18 protein-coding genes, 1 tRNA gene and 1 pseudogene are annotated in these 24,195 nt (G+C 67.4%); 3 read left to right on the top strand and 17 right to left on the bottom strand.

Features of this window, described 5'->3' with window-relative positions; all coding sequences use genetic code 11:
* Window positions 1–76 precede the first annotated feature (76 nt).
* Window positions 77–2,854, bottom strand: coding sequence for a DNA polymerase I (gene polA, locus DWQ67_RS04365; protein WP_121484373.1), 2,778 nt, complete (start codon window positions 2,852–2,854; stop codon window positions 77–79).
* Between polA and DWQ67_RS04360 the strand changes: the two genes are divergently transcribed.
* A complete protein-coding gene (locus tag DWQ67_RS04360) occupies window positions 2,853–3,314 on the top strand; it encodes a hotdog fold thioesterase (protein ID WP_121484372.1) in 462 nt (153 codons plus the stop codon). The two genes, polA and DWQ67_RS04360, sit on opposite strands and share 2 nt — an antisense overlap.
* Window positions 3,315–3,335: 21 nt before the next feature.
* On the opposite strand, the gene DWQ67_RS04355 is transcribed toward DWQ67_RS04360, so the two are convergent.
* The 3 genes and pseudogenes from DWQ67_RS04355 to DWQ67_RS04345 all read right to left on the bottom strand — a co-directional run bounded on the left by DWQ67_RS04355 (window position 3,336) and on the right by DWQ67_RS04345 (window position 5,408).
* Window positions 3,336–3,569: a hypothetical protein gene (locus tag DWQ67_RS04355; protein ID WP_325049609.1), complete on the bottom strand. Its 234-nt coding sequence runs from the start codon at window positions 3,567–3,569 to the stop codon at window positions 3,336–3,338.
* A 345-nt stretch (window positions 3,570–3,914) separates the two neighbouring features.
* A pseudogene (locus DWQ67_RS04350) lies at window positions 3,915–5,108 on the bottom strand (anion permease); the annotation flags it as partial.
* A 215-nt stretch (window positions 5,109–5,323) separates the two neighbouring features.
* Window positions 5,324–5,408 (bottom strand) — tRNA-Leu (locus tag DWQ67_RS04345).
* 91 nt (window positions 5,409–5,499) lie between these two features.
* On the opposite strand from DWQ67_RS04345, the gene DWQ67_RS04340 reads away from it, so the two are divergent.
* On the top strand, window positions 5,500–6,084 hold the full coding sequence (locus DWQ67_RS04340; protein ID WP_121484370.1) for an ANTAR domain-containing response regulator: 585 nt from the start codon (window positions 5,500–5,502) through the stop codon (window positions 6,082–6,084).
* A gap of 117 nt (window positions 6,085–6,201) precedes the next feature.
* Here the strand turns inward: DWQ67_RS04340 and pyk are convergent, their stop codons facing one another.
* From pyk to hisI, 11 genes are all read right to left on the bottom strand, one after another.
* Window positions 6,202–7,725 carry a pyruvate kinase gene (gene pyk, locus DWQ67_RS04335; protein WP_121484369.1) on the bottom strand — a complete coding sequence of 508 codons (1,524 nt, stop codon included), beginning with the start codon at window positions 7,723–7,725 and terminating at the stop codon, window positions 6,202–6,204.
* 122 nt (window positions 7,726–7,847) lie between these two features.
* The gene (locus DWQ67_RS04330; RefSeq protein WP_121484368.1) at window positions 7,848–9,299 is read right to left on the bottom strand and encodes a glutamate synthase subunit beta; all 1,452 of its coding nucleotides are present in this window, start codon (window positions 9,297–9,299) and stop codon (window positions 7,848–7,850) included.
* A complete protein-coding gene (gltB, locus tag DWQ67_RS04325) occupies window positions 9,292–13,872 on the bottom strand; it encodes a glutamate synthase large subunit (RefSeq protein ID WP_121484367.1) in 4,581 nt (1,526 codons plus the stop codon). Before gltB ends, DWQ67_RS04330 begins: the two co-directional genes overlap by 8 nt.
* A 414-nt stretch (window positions 13,873–14,286) precedes the next feature.
* Window positions 14,287–15,549, bottom strand: coding sequence for a prolipoprotein diacylglyceryl transferase (gene lgt, locus DWQ67_RS04320; protein WP_199712595.1), 1,263 nt, complete (start codon window positions 15,547–15,549; stop codon window positions 14,287–14,289).
* Window positions 15,546–16,349, bottom strand: a complete 804-nt coding sequence (trpA, locus tag DWQ67_RS04315; protein WP_121484573.1) for a tryptophan synthase subunit alpha — start codon at window positions 16,347–16,349, stop codon at window positions 15,546–15,548. Before trpA ends, lgt begins: the two co-directional genes overlap by 4 nt.
* Window positions 16,350–16,354: 5 nt before the next feature.
* Window positions 16,355–17,662 (bottom strand): tryptophan synthase subunit beta, encoded by a 1,308-nt coding sequence (gene trpB / locus DWQ67_RS04310; protein WP_121484366.1) that lies wholly within the window; start codon window positions 17,660–17,662, stop codon window positions 16,355–16,357.
* A 52-nt stretch (window positions 17,663–17,714) separates the two neighbouring features.
* Complete coding sequence (trpC, locus tag DWQ67_RS04305; RefSeq protein ID WP_121484365.1) at window positions 17,715–18,524, bottom strand: indole-3-glycerol phosphate synthase TrpC; 810 nt, start codon at window positions 18,522–18,524, stop codon at window positions 17,715–17,717.
* A gap of 10 nt (window positions 18,525–18,534) precedes the next feature.
* Window positions 18,535–18,792: an HGxxPAAW family protein gene (locus tag DWQ67_RS04300; RefSeq protein WP_121484364.1), complete on the bottom strand. Its 258-nt coding sequence runs from the start codon at window positions 18,790–18,792 to the stop codon at window positions 18,535–18,537.
* A gap of 169 nt (window positions 18,793–18,961) precedes the next feature.
* Window positions 18,962–19,588, bottom strand: coding sequence for a Trp biosynthesis-associated membrane protein (locus tag DWQ67_RS04295; RefSeq protein ID WP_158595364.1), 627 nt, complete (start codon window positions 19,586–19,588; stop codon window positions 18,962–18,964).
* Window positions 19,585–21,150: an anthranilate synthase component I gene (locus tag DWQ67_RS04290; protein ID WP_121484362.1), complete on the bottom strand. Its 1,566-nt coding sequence runs from the start codon at window positions 21,148–21,150 to the stop codon at window positions 19,585–19,587. The genes DWQ67_RS04295 and DWQ67_RS04290 overlap by 4 nt, the downstream gene beginning before the upstream one ends.
* Before the next feature lie 25 nt (window positions 21,151–21,175).
* Window positions 21,176–21,583, bottom strand: coding sequence for a phosphoribosyl-AMP cyclohydrolase (gene hisI / locus DWQ67_RS04285; RefSeq protein WP_121484361.1), 408 nt, complete (start codon window positions 21,581–21,583; stop codon window positions 21,176–21,178).
* An 83-nt stretch (window positions 21,584–21,666) separates the two neighbouring features.
* Here hisI and DWQ67_RS04280 point away from each other — a divergent pair, with 83 nt between their 5' ends.
* Complete coding sequence (locus tag DWQ67_RS04280) at window positions 21,667–22,308, top strand: TIGR03085 family metal-binding protein (RefSeq protein ID WP_121484360.1); 642 nt, start codon at window positions 21,667–21,669, stop codon at window positions 22,306–22,308.
* Between the two features lie 97 nt (window positions 22,309–22,405).
* On the opposite strand, the gene hisF is transcribed toward DWQ67_RS04280, so the two are convergent.
* Both hisF and hisG read right to left on the bottom strand, forming a co-directional pair.
* Entirely contained in the window at window positions 22,406–23,173 is a 768-nt protein-coding gene (hisF, locus tag DWQ67_RS04275; RefSeq protein WP_121484359.1) for an imidazole glycerol phosphate synthase subunit HisF, read from the bottom strand.
* A gap of 119 nt (window positions 23,174–23,292) precedes the next feature.
* On the bottom strand, window positions 23,293–24,141 hold the full coding sequence (gene hisG / locus DWQ67_RS04270) for an ATP phosphoribosyltransferase (RefSeq protein WP_121484358.1): 849 nt from the start codon (window positions 24,139–24,141) through the stop codon (window positions 23,293–23,295).
* Between the last annotated feature and the right edge of the window lie 54 nt (window positions 24,142–24,195).

Raw genomic sequence — 24,195 nt, 5'->3', positions numbered from 1 at the left:
GCTGCCCTTTCCTGGTCGTCTGTGTAGGTCTCTTGTGAAGCGCTGTGATGGCGCGCCGCGGTGATGCGGCGGCCGGCTAGTGCCCGGCGTCCTGCCAGGTGCGGCCGCTGCCGACGTGCACGTCCAGCGGCACCTTGAGTTCCATCGCGGAGCCCATCTCCTCCACTAGGAGGGCCTCCACGGCCTGGCGCTCCCCGGGTGCCACCTCCACGATGAGTTCGTCATGCACCTGCAACAGCAGGCGGGAATTGAGCCCCTCCGCGTCAAGGCGACGGCGGACGGCGAGCATGGCTAGCTTGATGATGTCCGCGGCGGATCCCTGAATCGGCGCGTTCAGCGCGGCGCGCTCGGCGATGTCCCGGAGCTGGCGCACGTCAGAGGCCAGGTCCGGCAGATTGCGCCTGCGCCCCAGGAGCGTCTCCGTGTAGAGGTCATCCTTGGCCTTCATGACGACCTCCGCCAGGTAGGTCTTCACCGCGCCAAAGCGTGCGTAGTAGTCCTTCATCAGCGTCCGCGCCTCATCGACTGAGATGTTGAGCTGCTTGGACAGACCAAACTGGCTCAGGCCGTACGCCAGGCCATAAGACATGGCCTTGACCTTGGAGCGCATGGCGGAGGTGACATCCTCCGGGGCAACATCAAAGACGTGGGCGCCCACAAAGCGGTGCAGGTCCTCTCCGTCCTTGAACGCCTGAATCAGCGCCTCGTCCTCTGCCAGGTGCACCAGGATGCGCATCTCAATCTGCGAGTAGTCCGCCGTCAGCAGCGTCTCGTAGCCCTGGCCAACGGTGAAGACCTCGCGAATGCGGCGGCCCTCCTCCGAACGCACGGGGATGTTTTGCAGATTGGGGTTCAACGAAGAGAGCCGGCCGGTGGCGGCGATGGTCTGGGCGTACGTGGTGTGAATGCGTCCGTCCTCTGACACCGCCTTGCGCAGCCCCTCCACCGTCTGGCGCAGCTTGGAGGCGTCGCGGTGGGCCATGAGCGCCACCAGGAACGGGTGCCCCGTCTTCTCTAGCAGCTCCTGCAGGCTGGCCGCGTCCGTGGTGAATCCGGTCTTGATTTTCTTGGTCTTGGGTAGCTCAAGCTCCTCAAAGAGGACCACCTGGAGCTGCTTGGGCGAACCCAGATTGACCTCATGACCAATGGCCTCGTAGGCCTCCTGCTTGGCCTGTTCCATGGTCGCCTTGAACTGATCCATGAGTGCCTCCAGCGCGGGCACGTCCACGGCAATCCCGGCGTCCTCCATGTCAGCCAAGATGCGAGAGAGCGGCAGCTCCAGGTCGGTGAGCAGGGCGCCTTGGCCGTTCTGCGCCAGCCGCTCCGCCAGTTCCTGGTGCAGGCGAAGGATGGAATCGGCGCGCCGCACCGAGTGTGCCGCGCGCGCCGCCTCAGCGCCGTCGCCGCCGTCCAAATCAAGGGCCAGCTCGCCTTGGGCGGAGGCAGGCTCCTCCTCCAGGGACTCGTGCAGGTAGACCTGCACCAGATCCACCACATCGTGGCTGCGCCGATCCGGCTGGTCCAGATAGGCAGAGATCATGGTGTCATCTACCACGCCGCTCAGCTCCAGGCCGCGGGCCCGGAGCGCCTTAAACGAGCGCTTGTAGTCATGCATGACCTTGGGACGCGCACCGTCCGCGAGGTAGGCCGAGAGCGCGCGGCTGCTCGCGTCGTCGAGCTGGGTCGGGTCCAGCCACGCGGTGGCGCCCTCCCGCGCCAAGCCGATGGCCAGAACCTCATCCGGCGTCCCAGGGGACGCCCCCGCCACCGGCTCCAGCACCACGTCCAGGGCCTGCAGTGCCTCTGGGGCGGCATCGAGGTAGGCGTTCAGCTCCTTGGCGGTCGTGGGCAGGAGCGCCTGGGCCACCTCGGTCAGTTCCTTTGGCTCCTCTGGGGCCGCGAACACGTCCGCCACACGCTTGCGCAGCGTCCTGAACTCCAAGACGTTGAAGAGCTCATCCACCAGCTCGGAGTTGGGGGCACGCAGCTCCATCTCCGCCCAGGTCTGCGGCAGGTCAAGGTCACGCAGCAGCGCGTTGAGCTCGCGGTTACGGCGCACATCGTCCATGTGTGCCCGCAGGCTCTCGCCCGCCTTGCCCTTGACCTCGTCTGCGTGGGCCAGCACCCCCTCCGTGTCTCCGTAGAGGGAAATCCACTTCGCCGCCGTCTTGGGACCCACGCCGGGGATGCCCGGCAGGTTATCCGCCTTCTCACCCACCAGCGCCGCCAGGTCCGGGTAGTTGGCAGGCTGCACGCCGTACTTCTCAAACACCGCGGCCGCGTCCATGGGCGGGAGGTCTGAGATGCCCTTCTTGGGGTACAGCACCGTGACGTGCTCATCGATGAGTTGGAACGCGTCGCGATCACCGGAGACCACAATCACGTCAAAGCCGTCCCGCTCTCCACGCGAGGAGAGGGTCGCGAGGATGTCATCCGCCTCGTAGCCATCCTTGGTGATCGTGACGATATTCAGGGCGCCCATGACCTGATCAATCAGCGGGATCTGGCCCTTGAACTCCTCCGGCGTCGCGTTGCGCCCGCCCTTGTACTCGGCATAGGACTCCGAACGGAAGGTGGGCGTGTCCAGGTCAAAGGCCACCGCGACGTGAGTGGGCTCGCGCTGCTCAATCATCTTGAGCAGCATGGCCACGAAGCCGTACACGCCATTGGTGTACTGACCGGTGGCCGTCAAGAAGTTATCCGCCGGGAGCGCAAAGAAGGCGCGGAAGGCCATGGAGTGCCCATCAAGGATGAGCAGCCGGGGGCGCTTGGCCTCACCGGAGGCGCTAGCGGCGGCGGAGGACACGGAGGAAGACTTGGCGGCTGGACTCACAACTGCAAGCCTAGTGCCCATGACTGACAACTTCGCATCCCACCCGTTTGCCGCCCAGCTCACCGAGGCCGGCGTCCCCCTCGAGATCTGGCCCATGCTGACCAGCCACGGCGTGGGAACCCTTGGCCCCAAACTCGGCATTCACTTCGAGGAACTCACCGTGGAGCGGGTGGTCGCCACCATGCCGGTTCAGGGTAATCAGCAGGTGGTCGGGATCCTGCACGGCGGGGCCACCGCCGCGCTCGCGGAGACGCTGGGCTCCTTCGCCGCCGCGATCCACACCCAGGGCCGCAAGAACCCGGTGGGCGTGGACCTGAACATCACCCACCACCGCGGGGCCAGCTCCGGCGTGGTCCGGGGCATCTGCACTCCCCTGCACCTGGGCCGCAGCAGCACCTCGCACCAGATCGAGGTTTTTGACGAGGCGGGCAAGCGCATCGCCACAGCGCGCATCACCAATCAGCTACTTGACCCGCGCTGAGACGCGCTGAGAATCGGAAGGCTAGAGCCCAACGATGGAGTGCAGGGCCGGGATGATCAGGATGATCCCGAACAGCACCAGCACCCCGCAGAGGCCAAAGCACAGCCATGACCCCGCTCGCTGCAGGGTCCGGTTTCGGTTCTGATCCTCAGCGACCGCCTGGAGCCGCACGCCGAGGCCATACAGCCCCACGACCAGCAGCGCGGAGATCATGGTTGCGCCGGCGACCTGCACAAATGAGATCCACTCGATCATGGGTCAGCGCTCCTGGGTGGGGTTGGACTCCGGGCGGTGCTGGCCCTCCGGAGCTGCGGGTGCGGTGCGTGAGCCACCCGCGTTGGACGGTTCAACGGCCCGCGAGTCAGCGGCCCGCTCGACGTCGGACGGTTCCGACACGCCGGAGCCGGCGTCAGCGGCGGCGTCGAGCGTGTCAGCGGGGGTGGCGGCAGAGGGCGTACGCAGCGAGCGGGTCGCCGCATCGTCGCGATCGAGGCGACGGCGGGCGTCGCGCAGCTCGGTCGCGGCCTGGTGCTTGGCCTCCTTGGCCTGCTTCGCGGCCTCGTCGGCCGCCTTGCGGGCCTTGCGCGCCTGAGAAGCGGCCTCGCGGGCCTGGCGCCCGGCGGCACGGCGCTCCTTCTTGCTGGGAATGTGCACGGCCGCGCTGGAGGCCTCAACGTCCGCCATGGCGTTGTCATGGGTCACCGACTGGCGCTGGGACAGCACAAAGATGCCCGTGATCGCGGTGAGGCCAAGCACGATGAGGACGATCAGGCCGGGCAGGCCAAGGTGCGTGAGTGCCGCGGCGATAGCCCCGACAGCGGCGGAGGCGGGAAGGGTGAACAGCCAGCCCGTCGCGATCTTCCCTGCGGTGCGCCAGCGCACGCCGGCGCCCTTGCGGCCCAGGCCGGAGCCAATCACGGAGCCGGAGGCCACCTGCGTGGTGGAGAGCGCAAAGCCCATGTGGGAAGAGGCCAGGATGGCGGACGCGGTGGAGACCTCGGCCGCAAAGCCCTGGGCCGGCTTCACATCGGTGAGGCCCGTGCCCATGGTGCGAATGATGCGCCAGCCGCCGGTGTAGGTGCCCAGCGCAATCGCGACGGCACACGCAGCGACCACCCAGAACTCGGGCCCGCTGCCCTTGCTTTGATGCCCAGCGGAGATCAGGACCAGGGTGATGATGCCCATGGTCTTCTGGGCGTCATTGGTGCCGTGGGCCAGCGCCACCAGCGAGGAGGAGAAGATCTGTCCCACGCGGAAACCGCCGCGCCTGGGAGAGGCGGAGCCGGAGGGGCGCTTGGTGATCCAATAGGCCAACTTGGTGGCAAGGTAGGCGGCAAAGCCCGCAATCAGCGGCGCGGCCAGGGCGGGCAACAGCACCTTATCCACCAGGGTCCCGTAGTTCACGGCCCCGAAGCCGGCGCCCACAATCGCGGCGCCGATCAGCCCACCAAAGAGCGCGTGGGAGGAGCTGGAGGGAAGTCCAAGCAACCAGGTCAACAGGTTCCAGACCACGGCGCCCATGAGCCCGGCAAGAATGATCGACGGCGTGATGGCCACACTGCCGGATCCGTCGCCTTCGTTGATGATGCCGTGGGAGACGGTCTTGGCCACCTCTGTGGAGAGGAAGGCACCCACCAGGTTCAGCACGGCGGCCAGGGCCACCGCGGTTTTGGGTTTGATGGCGCCGGTGGCGATGGGGGTGGCCATGGCGTTGGCGGTGTCGTGGAAGCCGTTGGTGAAGTCGAAGAACAACGCCAGGGCGATGACAATGACCACGAGCAGGAGCGGGTCCATGCATTTCCTCTGTTGAGATGACGGGACGGACGTGCCGTTCACCCCACGGGAGGGCGTGGGTCACCGGGCGTTCACCCTGCGTTCAGACATAGGGCCGGAACCATACTAAAGCCTGTGCGCTAAGGGTCAATTCCCTGCTGGGGTGGACAGGGGGCTCAGCGGGCGCGGTCCGGGAAACGCGAAGGCCCCCACACCGGAGTGTGGGGGCCTTGCTGTGGTGCCCGAGGCGGGACTCGAACCCGCACGACTTTCATCGCCGCATTTTGAGTGCGGTGCGTCTACCAATTCCGCCACTCGGGCGAGGCACTCGCTCTACTCTACTAGGCTGAGGGGTGAACTCGCACATCGAGCTCACCAGCCACCTGCCGCACCCATCCAAGGAGCCGCTCACATGAGCACCCAGCCCGCTCGTCGCGTTGTTGTTGCTGAAGACGAGACCCTCATTCGACTCGACATCGTCGAGATGCTTGAACACGAGGGCTATGACGTGGTCGCTCAGGCGGTCAACGGCGAGCAGGCCGTGGAACTGGCACGCGAGTTCCGCCCCGACCTGGTCCTCATGGACGTCAAGATGCCCATCATGGACGGCATCACGGCTGCGGCGACCCTGACCGCGGAGCGGATTGCGCCCGTGGTCCTGCTCACCGCCTTCAGCCAGCGCGAACTGGTGGAGCGCGCGCAGGAGGCCGGAGCCATGGCCTATGTGGTCAAGCCGTTCACCGCCGCGGACCTGGTCCCCGCCATCGAGATCGCGATCTCCCGTGGCGAGCAGATCTCCGCCTTGGCTGCGGAGATCTCCGATCTGCAGGAGCAGTTTGAGACCCGCAAGCTGGTGGACCGCGCCAAGAGCCGGCTCATGGAACAGCTCAACCTCACGGAGCCGGACGCGTTCCGGTGGATCCAGAAGACCTCCATGGATCGGCGGCTCTCGATGCGAGAGGTCGCAGACGCAGTGCTGGATCAGATCAAGGGCTAAGCACCGGCAGGCACGGCCTTCCGACTCCATACGGACAGCGCAAAGCCGCCGCTCCCCGAAGAGGGGTGCGGCGGCTTTGTCGTGTCCGGCAGGCTTGCCGCTGGACTCAGCGCAGGATCAGCGCTCGTTCATGCGACGGACGATGTCCACCGCGGCCTGTTCACGGGTGCGCCAAGGACGAATCTCCTCATGACGCTTCTCGTTGCGCTCACCGGCCGGGCCACCCTCAAGGATGTCCCCAATGCGGTGCACGCGCAATGAGTTGGTGGAGCCGGCCTTGCCTGGAGGCGAACCCGAAACCACCACCACCATGTCATCCTGAGCCACCAGCTTCAGCGCGAGGAGTTCCTCCTCCACCTGCTGGCTCATCTTGTCGGTGTGGTCCACAAACTCCACCAGGCGCGGGGTGATGCCCCAGATGAGGCACATGTAGTTCACCGTCTGGCGATTGGAGGTGAAGCCAAACATCGGCGTCTCCGGGCGCATACGGGAGAGGCGGCGGGCCGAGTCTCCGGTCTGGGTGAAGCCAACGATGAACTTGGCACCCACCTCCTGTGCCACCTCTACGGCGGCGCGCGTGACGGCGCCACCGCGTGTGCGGGGGCGGGCCAGCAGCGGCGGAATGCGGGTGAGCCCGTGATCCTCGGTGGACTCGATGATCCGCGCCATGGTCTTGATGGCGCCGATCGCGTACTTGCCCACGCTGGTCTCGCCGGAGAGCATCACCGCATCCGCGCCGTCAAGGACGGCGTTGGCGCAGTCGGAGGTCTCGGCGCGCGTCGGCGTCGGGGCGTCAATCATGGACTCCAGGACCTGAGTGGCGACGATGACCGGCTTGGCCCAGCGGCGCGCCAGCTCCACGGCGCGCTTCTGAACGATCGGCACGTCCTCCAGGGGCAGCTCGACGCCCAAGTCGCCGCGCGCCACCATGATGGCGTCAAACGCGTCGATGATTTCTTCCAGGGCCTCCACGGCCTGCGGCTTCTCGATCTTGGCGATGACGGGGACGCGGCGCCCCTCCTCTTCCATGATCTGGTGCACGCGATCGATGTCGTCGGCACGGCGCACAAAGGAGAGCGCGATCATGTCCACGCCGGCACGCAGCGACCAGCGCAGGTCGTCCTCGTCCTTCTCGCTCAAGGCGGGGACGTTCACGGCAACGCCGGGCAGGTTGATGCCCTTGTTGTTGGACACCTCTCCGCCGACGATGACCTCAGTCACCACGTCGGTGTCCGTCACGGACACGGCGCGCAGGCGCACCTTGCCATCGTTGATCAGCAGCGCATCGCCCGGGGCAACGTCTCCGGGAAGTCCCTTAAACGTGGTGCCACACTCCGTGGCGTCGCCCGGCACATCCCGCGTCGTGATGGTGAACTTGTCACCCTCCTTGAGCAGGTGGGGGCCGTTCGCGAAGGTCTCGAGGCGGATCTTGGGCCCCTGCAGATCGGCAAAGACGCCGATGGGCTGCTGGAGGTCAGAGGACGCCTGGCGAAGATTCGCCAGAATGTCCGCGTGGGTTGCGTGGTCGCCGTGGCTCATGTTGAGTCGCGCCACATTCATGCCTGCCTCAATCGCTTCCCTGGCCTTATCCAGGGTGGCGATGGCGGGTCCGAACGTGACGACGATTTTAGCTCGTCTCACCTTGAGTCAGCCCTCTCTTTCAACGTTTGATGTCAAAAATTGCGGGCGACTTCCTCGGCGCACCGTGCGGTGGTGGTCACCCCAGAAAACTCCTGTGGTCACCATCACCAGCGTACTACTCTTCAGAGGCTAAAGCCTCGATCTGTGGGACGGACGGGGTCCGGAAGGGCCGTGGCACCCTGCAGGTGGCGCTCCACGCTGGCCGCCACCGAGCGTCCCTCGGCGATGGCCCAGACGATGAGCGAGGCCCCGCGGCCGGCATCGCCTGCCACAAACACTCCCGGAGCCACCGCGTAGTCCTCGCTGCGCGTGAGTTGCCCGCGCTCGTCAAAGGCGGCGCCGAGCTGGGCGTCCAAGCCGGCCTTCTCCGGGCCGGTGAACCCCAGTGCCAAAAACACCAGATCCGCAGGGATGATTCGCTCGGTACCGGCCTTGGGCACGCGCCCATTATCCGTGTACTCCGTCTCCGCGACCTTGAGGCCCGTCAGCACGCCGTCGTGCCCAACAAACTCCACCGTAGAGGCAAGGTAGGTGCGCTCGCCACCCTCCTCATGGGCGCTCGCGACCTCAAAGAGCGCAGGGTGCACCGGCCACGGCTGGTTCGCCACGCGCTCGCTTGGTGGCTGCTTGCCGATCGCCAGGGTGGTCACCGATGCGGCACCCTGGCGGTGCGCGGTGCCGATGCAATCCGCGCCGGTGTCGCCGCCGCCGAGGATGACCACGTGCTTGCCGCGCGCGTCGATCGGGTCCGCCGGGGCCTGCCCGGAGACGGTCTGATTGGACCGGGTCAGGTACTCCATGGCGTGGTGCACACCGTGCAGATCGCGACCCGGGATGCCCAATTCCCGGGGGACGGTGGCGCCCGTGGCCACAATCACCGCGTCGTAGCCACGGCGCAGTTGAGACCACGAGATGTCCTTGCCCACCTCGACGTTGGTCCGGAAGCGGGTGCCCTCTGCCATCATCTGCTCCACGCGGACGTCAAGGATCTCCTTTTCCAGCTTGTAGTCGGGGATGCCAAGGCGCAGCAGGCCGCCGATCTCCGCATCGCGCTCATACACCGCGACGGTGTGACCGGCACGCGTGAGCTGCTGGGCGGCGGCGAGGCCCGCCGGGCCGGAGCCCACCACGGCCACGGTGTAATCGGTGTGGCGCACGGGCGGCTGGGGCGCTATGCCCTCCCCCGCCAGCGCCGCGTCCGCAATGGCCACCTCCACCTGCTTGATCGTCACGGCGGGCTGATTGATGCCCAACACACACGATGATTCGCAGGGGGCGGGGCACAGGCGGCCTGTGAGCTCCGGGAAGTTGTTGGTCGCGTGCAGCCGCTCCACGGCCTCATCCATGCGGCCGCGCCACACCAGGTCGTTCCATTCCGGGATCAGGTTGCCCAGCGGGCAACCCTGGTGACAGAACGGCACGCCGCAGTCCATGCAGCGCCCGGCCTGACGGTGCAGCACCGTCGGGTCCGGCTTCTCATAGACGTCCTTGAAGTCCATGAGGCGCACTGGCACTGGCCTGCGCTTCTGGGTCTCGCGCTCACGGGTGGTCAGGAATCCGCGCGGGTCAGCCACGGGTTGCCTCCAGGATTCGGGACCACACGGCTTCGCCGTCCGGGTCCAGGCCTTCCGCGACCGCCTGCGCCCGCGTGGCAAGCACGGTGGCGTAGTGGCGCGGCATGATCTTGGTGATGCGGGTGCTGGTTTCCTGCCAGTCAAGGAGCAACTTGGCCGCTACGTCTGAGCCGGTCTCCTCGCCATGGCGCTGCAGGAGGGTGCGCACCAGCTCGGCGTCCTCCGTGGGCAGCGTCTCCACGATCAGCTCGCTCCCTGCCACCGCCTCGCGGTTGAGCCTGGAGTGGTCCAAGTCCAGCACGTACGCCACGCCTCCGGACATTCCGGCGGCCAGGTTGCGGCCAACCGAACCGAGGATCAGAGCGGTTCCACCGGTCATGTATTCCAGCCCATGATCGCCAATCCCCTCCACCACCGCCGTGGCGCCGGAATTGCGCACCAGGAAGCGCTCCCCCACCAGTCCGCGCAGGAACAGCTCACCTGAGGTGGCGCCGTAACCAATCACGTTGCCTGCCACCACGTTCTCCTCCGCACAGAACGCGGCCTCGCGCCCCGGGCGGATGATGATGCGCCCACCGGAGAGCCCCTTGCCCGCGTAGTCGTTGGCCTCGCCCCACAGGCGCAGGGTGATCCCAGCTGGCATGAACGCGCCAAGGGATTGCCCGGCCGGGCCGCTGAGCGTGATGTCGATGGTGTCCGGTGCCAGGTCCTCCACGCCAAAGGTCTTGGTGACCGTGTGGCCAAGCATGGTTCCCACGGAGCGGTCCGTGTTGACCACCGGCAGCGTGATCCGCACGGGATCCCGATGCTTCAGCGCGTCGTGGCTGAGCTCAATGAGCTGATTGTCAAAATGCTTGTCCAGCTCGTGGTTCTGCGCGGTGGAGTTGTGCAGCGTCCCGCCAAAGGGACGCTGGTACTCACCAAACAGGCCGGAGAGGTCAAGGCCATCCGCCTTCCAATGCCGAATCGCATCATCCAGCTCCAGCATCTCGGCGTGGCCCACGGCCTCCTCGATGCTGCGAAAGCCCAATTGCGCCAGCAGCTCGCGGACTTCCTGGGCCAAGTACTCAAAGAACGTCACCACAAATTCCGGCTTGCCGGTGAAGCGGGAGCGCAGCAGCGGATTCTGCGTTGCCACTCCCACCGGGCACGTGTCCAGGTGGCAGACCCGCATCATGACGCAGCCAGAGACCACCAGGGGCGCCGTGGCAAAACCGAACTCCTCGGCCCCGAGCAGCGCCGCGATGACCACGTCGCGGCCAGTCTTGAGCTGGCCGTCCGCCTGGACCACCACCCGCTCGCGGAGGCCGTTGAGCATCAGCGTCTGCTGCGTCTCTGCGAGCCCCAGCTCCCAAGGGGCGCCGGCGTGCTTGAGCGAGTTCAGGGGGCTGGCACCGGTGCCGCCGTCGTGCCCAGACACCAGCACGACGTCGGCCTTGGCCTTGGTCACGCCGGCCGCCACGGTGCCGATCCCCACCTCGGAAACCAGCTTGACGTGCACCCGGGCGGAGGGGTTGGCGCGCTTGGCGTCAAAGATCAGCTGGGCCAGGTCCTCGATGGAGTAGATGTCGTGATGCGGCGGCGGGGAAATGAGCCCCACACCGGGAGTGCTGTGGCGCGTGCTGGCCACCCACGGGTACATCTTCTGCGCCATCAGCTGGCCGCCCTCGCCCGGCTTGGCGCCCTGGGCCATCTTGATCTGAATGTCATCCGCGTTGCTAAGGTACAGGCTCGTCACACCAAAGCGGCCAGAAGCAATCTGCTTCACGGCGCTGCGGCGCTCCGGATCAAGCAGGCGGTCAACATCCTCCCCGCCCTCTCCGGTATTGGACTTTCCGCCCAGCCGATTCATGGCGATGGCGAGCGTCTCGTGCGCCTCCTTGGAGATGGAGCCATAGCTCATGGCCCCGGTGGAGAAGCGCTTCACGATCGCGGAGACGGGCTCCACCTCTTCCACCGGCACGGCCGGGCGCTCACCGTCGCGGAAGCGGAAGAGACCACGCAGGGTCTTCAGTTCGTGGGACTGCTGGTCCACGTCCCGCGTGTACTCCCGGAAGATGTCAAAGCGCCGCTCGCGGGTGGCGTGCTGAAGCTTAAACACCGTCTCCGGATTGAACAGGTGCGGAGGACCGTCGCGGCGCCACTGGTACTCGCCTCCGGTCCACAGGGATCGGTGGGGCATCTCGTTGCCATCCGCCGGGTACGCGGCCTCGTGACGCTGACGGGTCTCCTCCGCCAGCACGTCAAGGCCGGCGCCACCCATCTGCGTGGCGGTCCCTGAGAAGTAGGCATTCACCAAGGGGCGGGCCAGGCCAAGCGCCTCAAAGGTCTGCGCGCCGCAGTAAGAGGACACCGTGGAGATGCCCATCTTGGACATGATCTTGAGCACGCCCTTGCCAAGGGCCTTCACCAGGTTCTTGTTGGCCTGGTCCGGGCTCACACCCTCCAGGTCCCCCCGGCGGGCCATGTGCTCCACGGTCTCCAACGCCAGGTAGGGGTTCACGGCGGTGGCGCCAAAGCCCACCAGTGCCGCCACATGGTGTACCTCGCGCACATCGCCCGCCTCAACCAGGAGAGAGGCACGCACGCGATTCGCGGCGCGCAGCAGGTGGTGGTGCACCGCGGAGGTGAGCAGCAGGGACGGGATGGGCGCCCATTGGGCGGTTGAATCGCGATCCGAGAGCACCACAAACTTCACGCCGCGATTGATGGCCGCCGAGACCTTCTCGCAGATCTCCGTGAGGCGCGCAGCCAACTCATCCGCGCCGCCGTCGGGCCGGTAGAGCCCGCGCACGCGCAGCGTCTCCTTGACGCCGTCCTCGTTGCGCAGGTGGACGATCTTGGCCAGCTGATCGTTGGTCATCACCGGGAAGTCAAGGGCAATCTGGCTGGTGGGCTCAAAGCGGCCGGCCAGCAGGTTCCCGTCCGGCCCAATGGTGGTCCGCAGGCTCGTGACGAGCTCCTCGCGGATGGCATCCAGGGGCGGATTGGTGACCTGCGCAAAGGACTGATGGAAGTAGTCAAAGAGCAGGCGTGGGCGCTGGGCCAGCACGGCCACCGGGGTGTCAGTTCCCATGGCGCCCAGGGGCTCGGCGCCCGTGGTGGCCATCGGCGCCAGCAGGATCTTGAGCTCCTCATGCGTGTAGCCAAAGGTGCGCTGGCGCAGCTCAATGGAACCCGCGCCGTGCACAATGTGCTCGCGCTCCGGCAGCTCAGCCAGGCTGCGCAGATTCTGCTTGACCCAGTCCCGCCACGGATTGGCCTGCGCCACCGTGGCCTTGATTTCCTGATCCTCGATGATGCGGCCTTGGACCGTGTCGATGAGGAACATCTTGCCCGGTGAGACGCGCCCCTTGCGCACCACGGTGGACTGGTCAAGGTCCACCACACCCACCTCGGAGGCCAGCACCACAAAGCCGTCCTCCGTGACCCAATAACGAGACGGGCGCAGGCCGTTGCGATCCAGCACGGCCCCCACCAGCTCGCCGTCGGTGAACGCCACGGCGGCGGGGCCATCCCACGGCTCCATGAGCATGGAGTGGTATTCGTAGAACGCGCGCTTATCCGCGTCCATCTGGGTGTCGTTCTCCCAGGCCTCGGGGATCATCATCATGATCGCCTGCGGCAAGGGGCGCCCGGCCAGCATCAGCAACTCCGCCACCTCGTCGAAGGAGGCCGAGTCAGAGGCGCCTGGGGTGCAGATGGGGTAGAGCTCCTCCGGGACCTCACCCAGCAGCGGCGAGGCCAGCTGGGACTGGCGGGCGCGCATCCAGTTGCGGTTGCCCTTGACGGTGTTGATCTCGCCGTTGTGGGCAATGGTGCGGAAGGGCTGGGCCAACGGCCACGAGGGGAAGGTGTTGGTGGAGAAGCGGGAGTGCACAATGCCGATGCGCGTGGTGAAACGCGGGTCGGAGAGATCCGGGTAGAACGGCGCCAGCTGCGCCGTGGAGAGCATGCCCTTGTAGACCATGGTCTTGGAAGAGAAGCTGGGGAAATACACACCAAACTTGTTCTGCCCGCGCTTGCGCACCCGGAAGACTCGCTGATCAAGGTCGCTGATGTCCCCGTCGGTGGGGGCCACAAACAGCTGGGCAAAGCGCGGCATGCAGGAGCGCGCGCCTGCGCCAAGCACGGAGGGGTCGGTGGGCACCTGGCGCCAGCCAAGCACCGTCAGCTCCTCGTCACGGGCCAATTCCTCTAGGCCGGCGCGGGCCTCCGCCTCGTCCGCATCGTCGTCCGGCAGGAAGGCCGTGCCGACCACGTAGTGCCCGGGGGCGGGCAAGGCAAAGTCCACCTCTGCCGCGAGGAACTCGTGCGGGATCTGCGTCAGGAGTCCAGCACCGTCTCCGGAGCCCTCGTCTGCGCCCACGGCGCCGCGGTGCTCCAGCCGGCGCAGCGCCTCCAGGGCCTTCTGCACCAGGTCGTGGGTGGGTGCCCCGTGCAGGGTGGCCACCACGGCCAGCCCGCAGGCGTCCTTCTCGTTGGCCGGATCGTACAGGCCGGTGGCCTCCGGGATCGCGGCAAAGCGGCGGAACGGGTTCAACTCGGGCGTACCCGGCTGGGACGGTGTCATGAGGCGTCCTTCGCATCGACGTGATGGGCGAGACGCGCCCAGGGGGATGCGGCGAGCCTCGTCGCAGCCTGAGCTCAGGGCGGCTGTGTCTGCCCCGCGAACCGGCTGTCCGTCCCCGATTGCGTTGCAGATCGGGAACACTCGCCCACCTCGTCGTGGGCTGATGGGCTGCCTGGTGGGCTGCCCCTCTCCCCTGCTCGCCGCCCGGGGTGACGGGTGGCGCATCGGGTCGAGTGGTGGGGGCATCTAGCGACGTTCCCCTGCACCCACCCTTTTGCTCGGAGTGGGTGCCGTCACACTACGGCTGAATCATGTCAGGGATGTAAACGGGCCGTCGCAGGCGCATTGCCCACGCGTGCCTTCCCTGTTTCCTGCGCGGATCAGAATCCGCGCGTTTACTGGCCTCCCGTGCGGTCAGGAATCCCTCTGCTGACCGTCAATCGAGCCGTCGTCATGTGTCGTCACGGCGCCGGAATCATCTGCCAGATCCTCGGCCGTGGGGTACGGAGAGTCCTCGGCGGTGGCCGGTTCTGTGCTGGACGCCGCCGCCTCGGGTGCGTGACGCGGGCCCGCCTTGCGCCTGGCTCGGGTCTGCGCCGCTGCGGTCGGGACGGCCGACTCGCTCGCGGTGGGCAGCGTCGTGGTGGCCGTACCTGCGGCTGTGACTGTGCCCGTGTCCGTCGTGGAGGCACGACCGGGCGTCGCCCCGGGAGCCGAGCCAGCGGCGTCGGGCAGGGTGTCCGCCTGGTCGCCGTCCCCGGCTTCCTCCAGCTCCGCCGGGCCGTGCCCGGGAAGGTACATGAAGTCCGCTTGGTCCATGCGGCGCGCCCTGACGGCGCAGAAGGTCAGGATCACCACGGCAAGCACAAACAGGAGCAAGGAGGTCCACACGTTCAGGCGCTGCTCAATGCCACCGATGGTGATCATCTGGGCCTCATCGATGCGCAGGGCCTCGATCCACGTGCGGCCGGCGGTGTAGATCACCACGTACAGCCAGACCAGTTGTCCAAAGCGCAGCTTGAGGCGGCGATCGAGGAGCAACAGGGCCGCCACGCCCGCCAGGTTCCAGAGCATCTCGTACAAGAACGTGGGGTGGAACAGGGTGTCCGCTGGCAAACCCGGCGGGAAATTGGGGCTGGTGGGATCAATCTGCAGGCCCCAGGGCAGGGTGGTGGGGCTGCCGAAGAGCTCCTGGTTGAACCAGTTGCCCAGGCGGCCAATCGCCTGCGCCAGGAGCAGGCCAGGGGCGGCGGCGTCCGCGAAGGCGGAGAGCCGCACGCCGGCGCGGCGGGTGCCGATCCAGGCGCCAACGGCGCCCAAAGCCACGGCGCCCCAGATGCCCAGTCCACCGTTCCAGATGTAAAGGATCTTGATCGGGTCTCCCGTGCCGTCATAGCCGGGCCCAAAGTAGGCATCCGGCGAGGAGACCACGTGATAGAGCCTGCCGCCGATGATGCCGAAGGGGATGGCCCAGATGGCCACGTCCCAGATCACGTCAGACTCGCCGCCGCGGGCTCGCCACCGGCGCACCGTGAGCCAGAGCGCCACCACAATGCCGAGCAGGATGCACAGGGCGTACATGTGGATGGTCAGGGGGCCCAAGCTGAAGCGGGCCATCTCCTGAGGCGGGGAGGGGATGGAGAGGGGCAGCACAGCTGCCGCGATGGGGAGGCTCATGCCACGTCCTTGCCACTCAGGCTGGCGGTCAGCTCGGCGACGGCGGGAACGCCGCCCTCACCAAGTGCTGCCACCAGCGCCGTACCGACGATGACACCGTCGGCGTATTCACCAATCTCCACCACGTGTTCGCGGCGGGAGACACCCAGGCCAACGCAGGCCCGTTGGGCCCCCGCCTGGTGCGCTGCATCCACCACACCACGGGTGGCGGCCGAGACCTCGGTGCGCGCGCCGGTGACTCCCATCACGGAGACGCAGTACACAAAACCGCGGGAGGCCTCCACCGTGGCCGCGACCCGCTCGGGGGTGCTGGACGGTGCCGTGAGGAACACGCGGTCAAGGCCAAACTCGTCGCTGGCCGCGAACCACTCTGCGGCCTCGTCCGGGATCAAATCTGGGGTGATGAGTCCGGCGCCGCCCGCCTCGGCAAGGCGGCGGGAGAACTCGTGAACGCCCATGCGCATCACGGGGTTCCAGTACGTCATCACCAGCACCGCGGCGTCGCAACGGGTGGTGATGCCCGCAACGATCTCAAAGATGGACTCCACACGGAATCCGCGGGCCAGGGCCTGAGTGGTGGCGGCCTGGATGACCGGGCCGTCCATGACCGGGTCTGAGTAGGGGATGCCCACCTCAATCACGTCGGCGCCGTTCTGGGCCATCGCCACAGCTGCGTCGATCGTGGCCTGTTCGTCGGGGAAGCCCGCCGGCAGGTAGGTGATGAGGGCAGGACGCCCCTGCGCGCGCGCAGCCTCAATGGCGGCCGCGGACTTGGAGACGATCTGAGCGGTGGCGCTCATGGCGTTCACTCCCCCTTCTTCGCTGTGGCTTCATCGATGAGGCCAAACCAGGTACCGGCGGTGGCCACATCCTTGTCCCCGCGACCGGAGAGGCTCACGAGCACCATCTTGCTGGAGGCGTCCGTGCCCTCCGCGCGCGCCTGCTCCGCGAGACGCTGGCCGGCCTTGATGGCTCCGGCCAGGGCGTGGGAGGACTCGATCGCGGGAATGATGCCCTCGGTGCGGCTGAGCAGGCGCAGCGCGTCCATAGCCTCCGCATCGGTGATGGGCTCGTAGACCACGCGGCCAATGTCCGCCAGGTGGGAGTGCTCCGGCCCAACGCCTGGGTAGTCAAGACCGGCGGAGATGGAGTGGGACTCCACCGTCTGCCCGTCCTCGTCCTGCATCAGGTAGGTCCGCGCGCCGTGCAGCACGCCCGGGCGGCCCAGATTGATGGTCGCGGCGTGGCGTCCGGTCTCCACGCCGTCTCCCCCGGCCTCCTGGCCGTACAGAGCCACGGAGGAATCATCCAGGAAGCCGTGGAAGATCCCGATCGCGTTTGACCCGCCGCCCACGCACGCGCACACGGCGTCCGGCAGCTGCCCGGTCTGAGCCAGGATCTGCTCCCGTGCCTCCTCGCCAATGACCTCGTGGAAGTACCGCACCAGGGCCGGGAACGGGTGGGCGCCAGCGGCCGTGCCCAGAAGGTAATGGGTGGTCTCCACGTTGGTGACCCAGTCTCGCAGCGCCTCGTTGATGGCGTCCTTGAGGGTGCGGGAGCCCGCCTTGACGGGGATTACGGTGGCGCCAAGCAGCTCCATCCGGGCCACGTTCAGGGCCTGGCGCTGGGTGTCTTCCTCACCCATGTAGACCACACACTCCATGTCAAAGAGTGCGGCCGCCGTCGCCGTGGCCACGCCATGCTGGCCAGCCCCGGTCTCCGCGATGAGGCGCGTCTTACCCATGCGACGAGCCAGCAGCGCCTGCCCCAGCACGTTATTGATCTTGTGAGATCCCGTGTGGTTCAGGTCCTCACGCTTCAAGAAGACGCGCACGCCGCCGGCGTGCTCAGCAAAGCGCTTGGCCTCCGTCAGCAGCGACGGGCGGTTGGCGTAGTTGTGTGAGAGATCCTCCAGCTCCGCCAGGAACTCCGGGTCCAGCTTGGCCTTCTCAAAGGTCTCTTCCAACTGATCAAGGGCGGCGATGAGGGACTCCGGCATCCAGCGGCCCCCATACTCGCCAAAGTACGGGCCGGGCGCGTGGCGCAGTCCACCGTTAGTCAGGAACCGCTCTGCTGCGTCATCCGGAATGGAGGACGGGGATTGCGTGGACATGAGTGCTCCTCACTCGCTCGGTCCGACCGGCGCGGCTCGCGCGCCGTGGCGGTCAGCTCTTGGCGCGCACTGCGGCCCCCGCCGCGGTGAAGCGGGCCACGGCGTCCTGGGGGTCGGCACCCTTGACCAGGGCCTCACCCACCAAAACGGCGTCCGCGCCCGCGCGCGCATAATTCGTGACGTCCTCGACGCCGGCCACACCGGATTCCGCGATGGCCACGGTACCGGTGGGGAGGGACGGAGCCAGGTCCGCAAAGCGGGCCGGGTCAACGTCCAGGGTTTTCAGGTTGCGCACGTTGACGCCCACGAGCCTGGCGCCAAGGGCTCTGGCTCGCCGGACTTCCTCGGCGGTGTGCGTCTCCACCAGCGCGTTCATGCCAAGCGAGTGGGTCAGGTCCAGGAACTGGCGCAACTGTGCATCGCTCAGCGCCGCAACGATGAGCAGGATCAGGTCAGCCCCATGAGCGCGGGCCTCCAGGATTTGGTACGCATCAACCGTGAAGTCCTTGCGCAACACCGGCACGTCCACCGCGGCACGCACGGCGTCCAGGTCGGCGAGGGAGCCGCCAAAGCGGCGTTGCTCCGTCAGGACGGAAATCACCGCGGCGCCGCCGGCCGCGTAGCTCGCGGCCAGCTGTGCCGGCTCTGCGATGGCGGCCAGTTCGCCCTTGGAGGGCGACTTGCGCTTAACCTCGGCGATCACACCAAAGGGACGCTGCGCAGAGGGCGTGAGCGCAGCCAAGGCATCCCGGGCAGGAGCGGTGAGCGCAATACGCTCTCGCAACTGCGCCTCGGAAACCGCGGCCCGCCGGACCTCGAGGTCCTCTCGGACCCCCGCAATGATGTCGTCGAGGACCGTCACGGCGATACGGTCAGTGATCCGACTTGGTGTGCTTGCCGCCCACACCGAAGCCCGCGGCCTTGAGCACCAGGCCCACGATCAGGCCGAGGATGATCACGCCGCCGCCAATGGCGACACCCATGAGGTTGGCCCACACGAAGGCCAAGCAGCCGATGACAACACCGATGAACATGACACCAAACATGGCCCACGCGGCGATGGTATTGCCGTGGCCTGGCACGTCCTCAAAAACCGGGTCGTGGGTAATCTGCTGCTGCGTGGTCACCATGGGGTGGGCTCCTTCTCGGGTGCGGCGGCGGGCCGCGTCAGGGTGATGCGATGAACGATCCAGAAGACCGCCACAAACATTGTGCCACTACACGCCGTCGAAAAGCCCATCGGAGTCGCGTGGCGGCGGGGCGAGCGGGGCGTGGCGGCGGGCGCGGCCGGCCGTGGGCCTAGTGGTAGCGAGCGCCCTTGACGTCCCCGTCGCCCTCCGTGGGGTCCTCCCCCTCCGTGAAGGCATCCCAGCGGTCAATGTCATCCATCGTCTCGTTGGTGACCACCGCCCGCCCACCCGTGGTGCGCTCGTAGCGGTGACCGCTGGTCCAACCGCGACTTGACCACGCCAGCGCCAGAGCCGCCAACACCATCAACACGCCACCCACCATGGAGACCACGGGCCAGAAGCTCAGCTGATACGCGGCATCCGGCACCACCTGCAGCCCAAAGGCCTCGGAGACCTTGGCCGCTGCCGCCTTGTGCGGGTCAAGCAGCACCGGGATAACAAAGCCCACCACTCCGGCCCCCACCAGGAATTGCACGGCGGCCACAATGTAGCGGGCAATCTTGCCGGCGATGGTGGCGGCGACGGCGCAGGCCAGGCCCACGACCGTCAGCGCCAGGACGGCGCTCGCGGCGTCCGCACCGGAGACGGCGACGCTGCCGAGCTGCACACCCGAGCTGGGCGGCGGCACCGTGATCCAGGTCTGGGTGACCCCTAGCAGGCCCACTAGGCCGGCGGCGATGCCGAGCAGGATCACGTTGCGGCGGCTCAACAGCCGCTTGGGCTCTGTCTCAGTCACGATTCGTTTCCCATCACTTCTGCCGCGGCGCGAAGGCTGCCCGCCGCGTAGGCCGCCCGCAGCGGGGCAAAGGACTTGTTCATGGATTCAAGGGATTCCGCGTCCGGATCCGAGTCCGCCACGATCCCGCCGCCCGCCTGCACATGGGCCACGCCGTCCTGCAGCAGCGCCGTGCGGATGGCAATGGCCATGTCCATGTCCCCGGAGAGGTCAAAGTAGCCCACCACCCCGCCGTAGACCCCCCGCCGGACCGGTTCTAGTTCATCCAGCAGGCTCAGGGCGCGCGGCTTGGGCGCGCCGGAGAGGGTGCCCGCGGGGAAGGTGGCGGCGAGCACGTCATACGCGCTCACGTCCGCCTCGAGTGTCCCCACCACGTTGGAGACCAGGTGCATGATGTGGCTGAAACGCTCCACCTCCATGAACTGCGTGACCTCCACGGTGCCTGGCACGCAGACCTTGGACAGGTCATTGCGGGAGAGGTCAACAAGCATCAGGTGTTCGCTGCGCTCCTTTTCATCTCCCAGCAAATCCTTTTCCAGGAGCTGGTCTTCCTCGTAGTTGCCGCCGCGCGGGCGCGAGCCGGCGATCGGGTGGGTAACCACGTCCCGGCCCTTGACGGTCACGAGCGCCTCCGGCGAGGAGCCTGCCACGGAGTACGTGCCGCCGTCCGGGTGCTCAAAGGTGTAGAGGTACATGTACGGGCTGGGGTTGGTGGCGCGCAGCACGCGGTACACATCCAGCGGCGCGGCGTCCGTCTCCAGCTCAAAGCGGCGCGCCACCACCGCCTGGAACACCTCGCCGTCAATGATGGCCTCCTTGGTGCGGCTGATGGCCTCGCGGTAGGCCTCCTCAGGCCAGGTGTGGCGCACGGCGCCAAAGAGCTCCTCGCGGGAAACGTCCAGCTGCCCGACGACGGCGGGGGCCTCTGGCGTCGTCGCCGGGCGTCCCAGCTCGGTGACCATTCGGCGCAGACGCGCCACAGCGTCGTCGTACGCGCCTTGAACGCCCGTGTCCAAGCCGTCCTTGTTGTAGGCGTTGGCCACCAGCGTCAGGCTGGAGTCAACGTTGTCGTGAATGGCCATGTCGGTGACCAGGTTCATCGCCAGTTCCGGCAGGTGCGTGTCATCCAGCGGCGGGTGGGGCAGGCGCTCCCAGTGCCTCACCGCCTCCCAGCCCACAAAACCGACCAACCCGGAAGTGAAGGGCGCGCCGGTGGAAGGGCGCGGGGTGGCCAGATACGCCACCGTGTCCCGCAGCACCTCCACCGGGTTGCCCTCCCTTGGCACGCCGGCCGGAGGGTCGCCCAGCCACACCGCCCGGCCGTCTTGGCTCGTCAGCGTGGCAGCGGAACCGGCGCCAATAAAGGAGTAGCGGGACCAAACGCCCTCCGCCGCGGACTCCATCAGGAAGGTGCCCGGGCGCCCGGCGCCCAGCCGCTCGTACACGCCGACCGGCGTCAGAGCATCCGCCAGCACCGTCAGGGTGACGGGGATGACGCGGCGAGAGGCGGCCAGCTCCGCGAAGCGTTCTGGGGTGGGGTCAATGACACCGAAGCGGGGCACGGCATCTCCTTTCGAGAGCTGCAATCTAGTCCTGAACGGCAAAGTGACCGGTGCCGACCACGGCGCCAAGGTCCCGGCCATCAAAGCAGGTGCGGCTTCCGGTGTGGCAGGCGGCCCCCACCTGGTCCGCCCGGATCAACAGCGCGTCGCCGTCGCAATCCAGCGCAACGGAGCGCACCCACTGCACGTGCCCGGAGGTATCCCCCTTGCGCCAGTACTCCTGCCGGGAACGGGACCAGAAGGTCACCCGGCCCGTGGTCAGCGTCCGGTGCAGCGCCTCGGCGTCCATCCAGCCAAGCATCAGCACCTCACCGGTGTCGTGCTGTTGCACAATCGCCGCGAGCAGCCCGTGATCATCCAGCTTGAGGCGCTGGGCAATCGCGGGATCGAGTGGGCTGGAGACGGGGCGGGGTTCCGGGGCATTCTGAGACATCGGGTCCATCGTACGCGGGCGGGCTCACGGATCCGCCCGTGTCAGCCTCCACAGCGGCCCCACTCCGGGCTAGTATCGCGGTGATGGACTACGCAGCGAATTCCCGAGAAGCACTGGCCGAGACCCTGCTCGCCGCAGGGCCCACGGAGTCCACGCTGTGCGAGGGGTGGCAGACCCGGCACCTGGCGGCTCACTTGATGCTGCGAGAGCACAGCGTCTGGGCCGCCGGAATCATTGGTGGGCCCCTGCAAAAAGGCATGGAGCGGCGCCTAGAGACCATCGCGACGCAGGCCAAGGACCCGGACGTCTACGCCCTCCTGGTAGCCAAGTTCCGGGCCGGGCCCGGCAAGGTCAGCCCGCTGCGCTCGCGCCGGGTGGATGAGGCCGCAAACCTGCTGGAGTACTTTGTCCACACCGAGGACGCCCGCCGTTCGCGCGAGCGCTGGGCACCGCGGGCACTGGAGGCCGGCTACGACGAGGCGCTGTGGAACCAACTGCTCAAGCGCGCGGGGATGCTGTACCGCGGCGCGGGGGTTGGCGTGATCCTGGTGCGCTCGGACGGTCAACGCCGGCGCGTGCGCCAGGGCGCGGATTCCGTGGCCCTCTTTGGCCAGATCGGCGAACTGGCCATGCACGCCCACGGGCGCAACGACCACGCTCTGGTGACCTTTGAGGGCGCCCCTGCCGCCGTGCGGCGCTTCACCGCCTACACCGCGCAGGTCTGAGCCGCGACCCAAGGGACGCCCCTCGCGAGCGGCCGGGCGCGCCTGGCCGTCAGCGAAGCTGACTGCTAGCGATACTGACGGTTAGCGAACCTGACTGCTAGCGGACCTCGCAGCCGGCCGCGCGCATGGCCGCCTTGACCCGCGAGATCATGTCATCCGGGCCAAAGTGGAACACCGATGCGGCCAGCACTGCGTCGGCGCCTGCGTGCACCGCGGGGGCAAAATGCTCCGGGGTCCCCGCACCACCGGAGGCGATCAGCGGGACGTTGACGGCGCGGCGCACCGCCCTAATCATCTCCAGGTCAAAGCCGTCCTTGGTGCCGTCCGCGTCAATGGAGTTGAGCAGGATCTCTCCCACGCCGCGCCTGGCCGCCTCCTGCGCCCACTGCACCGCGTCGATCCCGGTGCCCTCGCGACCGCCCTTGACGGTGACCTCAAAGCCGGAGGGCAGCGCCTTCTCCGAGCGCTTGGCGTCAAGGGACAGCGTGAGCACCTGGGACCCAAAGCGCTCGGTGATCTCGTTGATGACCTCCGGGCGCACCACCGCGGCGGTGTTGATGGAGGCCTTATCAGCCCCGGCGCGCAGCAGGCGATCCACGTCCGCGACCGCGCGCACTCCCCCGCCGACGGTCAGCGGAATGAACACCTGATCCGCGGTGCGGCGCACCACGTCGTAGACCGTCTCGCGGTCACCGGAGGAGGCGGTGACGTCCAGGAAGGTCAGCTCATCCGCGCCCTCGCGGCCGTAGCGTGCAGCAAGCTCCACCGGATCCCCGGCGTCTCGCAGGCCCTCAAAGTTCACGCCCTTCACCACGCGCCCGTGGTCAACATCAAGGCAGGGGATCACACGAATGGCGACAGGCACGGGAGGCTCCTTGGGTTGCGGCGGCCGCCAGGCAGCCGGTGAACGGGGGTACGGCTGGAAGGCCACCTGCCCGACGCCGCGTTGCCACGCGGCGTCGGGCAGTTCAGTCTTGCTGTGCCTCAGATACGGCAGGCGTCAATCGCTGTGACCAAGATGGCGCGGGCGCCCAGGTCATAGAGGTCATCCATGACCTGGTTGGTGGTTTCCTTGCGCACCATGGAGCGCACGGCGACCCAGTCGGAGTCTCGCAGCGGGGAGACCGTGGGAGATTCAAGGCCCGGGGTCAGTGCCGCGGCCTGCTCCACCAAATCCTTGCGGATGTCGTAGTCAAGGAGCACGTAGCGCCGCGCAACCAGCACACCGGTGAGGCGGCGCTGGAGCACATCAAGCCCGGCAGGGGCGTGCCCCGCGGGCCCAATCAGGATGGCCTCCGACTGCATCAGGGAGTCTCCGAAGGGCTCCAGCCCGGCGGCGCGCATGGTGGATCCGGTCTCCACCACGTCCGCGATGGCATCCGCCACACCCAGGCGGATGGAGGTTTCGATGGCGCCGTCCAGGCGGACCGTCGTGGCGTCGATGCCGCGCTCCGCCAGGAAGTGATCCACCAGGGACCGGTAGCTGGTGGCGATGCGCTTGCCATTGAGCTGCTCAATGGAGGTGAACTCCCCCGTGTGCCCGGCAAAGCGGAACGTTGACTTGCCGATCCCCAGGGGCATCAGCTCCTCAGCGCCGCCATCCACCTCGGCGTCCTGGAACAGGTCGCGGCCGGTGATGCCGAGGTCCAGCACACCCTTGCCCACGTACACGGCGATATCTCGCGGGCGCAGGTAGAAGAACTCGATGTCATTCTCGGGGTCAATGATGGCCAGTTCGCGGTGGTCGCGGCGCTGGCGGTAGCCGGCCTCCACGAGCATGGAGGAGACGGCGTCTGAGAGGGAGCCCTTGTTGGGCACGGCGATACGAAGCATGGTGTCAAGCCTTCCTGGGTGCGCCAGCCTGCTCTGGGGCGGCTCGCGCTGCGG

Source organism: Galactobacter caseinivorans, assembly GCF_003640665.1.
GTDB lineage: Bacteria > Actinomycetota > Actinomycetes > Actinomycetales > Micrococcaceae > Galactobacter > Galactobacter caseinivorans.
This window is presented reverse-complemented; position numbering and strand designations above follow the sequence as displayed.

Coding starts and splice junctions, on each gene's coding strand:
- DWQ67_RS04360 (WP_121484372.1), top strand. CDS start 2,853: ATGACTGACAACTTCGCATCCCACCCGTTTGCCGCCCAGCTCACCGAG.
- polA (WP_121484373.1), bottom strand. CDS start 2,854: ATGGGCACTAGGCTTGCAGTTGTGAGTCCAGCCGCCAAGTCTTCCTCC.
- DWQ67_RS04355 (WP_325049609.1), bottom strand. CDS start 3,569: ATGATCGAGTGGATCTCATTTGTGCAGGTCGCCGGCGCAACCATGATC.
- DWQ67_RS04340 (WP_121484370.1), top strand. CDS start 5,500: ATGAGCACCCAGCCCGCTCGTCGCGTTGTTGTTGCTGAAGACGAGACC.
- gltB (WP_121484367.1), bottom strand. CDS start 13,872: ATGACACCGTCCCAGCCGGGTACGCCCGAGTTGAACCCGTTCCGCCGC.
- lgt (WP_199712595.1), bottom strand. CDS start 15,549: ATGAGCCTCCCCATCGCGGCAGCTGTGCTGCCCCTCTCCATCCCCTCC.
- trpA (WP_121484573.1), bottom strand. CDS start 16,349: ATGAGCGCCACCGCTCAGATCGTCTCCAAGTCCGCGGCCGCCATTGAG.
- trpB (WP_121484366.1), bottom strand. CDS start 17,662: ATGTCCACGCAATCCCCGTCCTCCATTCCGGATGACGCAGCAGAGCGG.
- DWQ67_RS04300 (WP_121484364.1), bottom strand. CDS start 18,792: ATGGTGACCACGCAGCAGCAGATTACCCACGACCCGGTTTTTGAGGAC.
- hisI (WP_121484361.1), bottom strand. CDS start 21,583: ATGTCTCAGAATGCCCCGGAACCCCGCCCCGTCTCCAGCCCACTCGAT.
- DWQ67_RS04280 (WP_121484360.1), top strand. CDS start 21,667: ATGGACTACGCAGCGAATTCCCGAGAAGCACTGGCCGAGACCCTGCTC.
- hisG (WP_121484358.1), bottom strand. CDS start 24,141: ATGCTTCGTATCGCCGTGCCCAACAAGGGCTCCCTCTCAGACGCCGTC.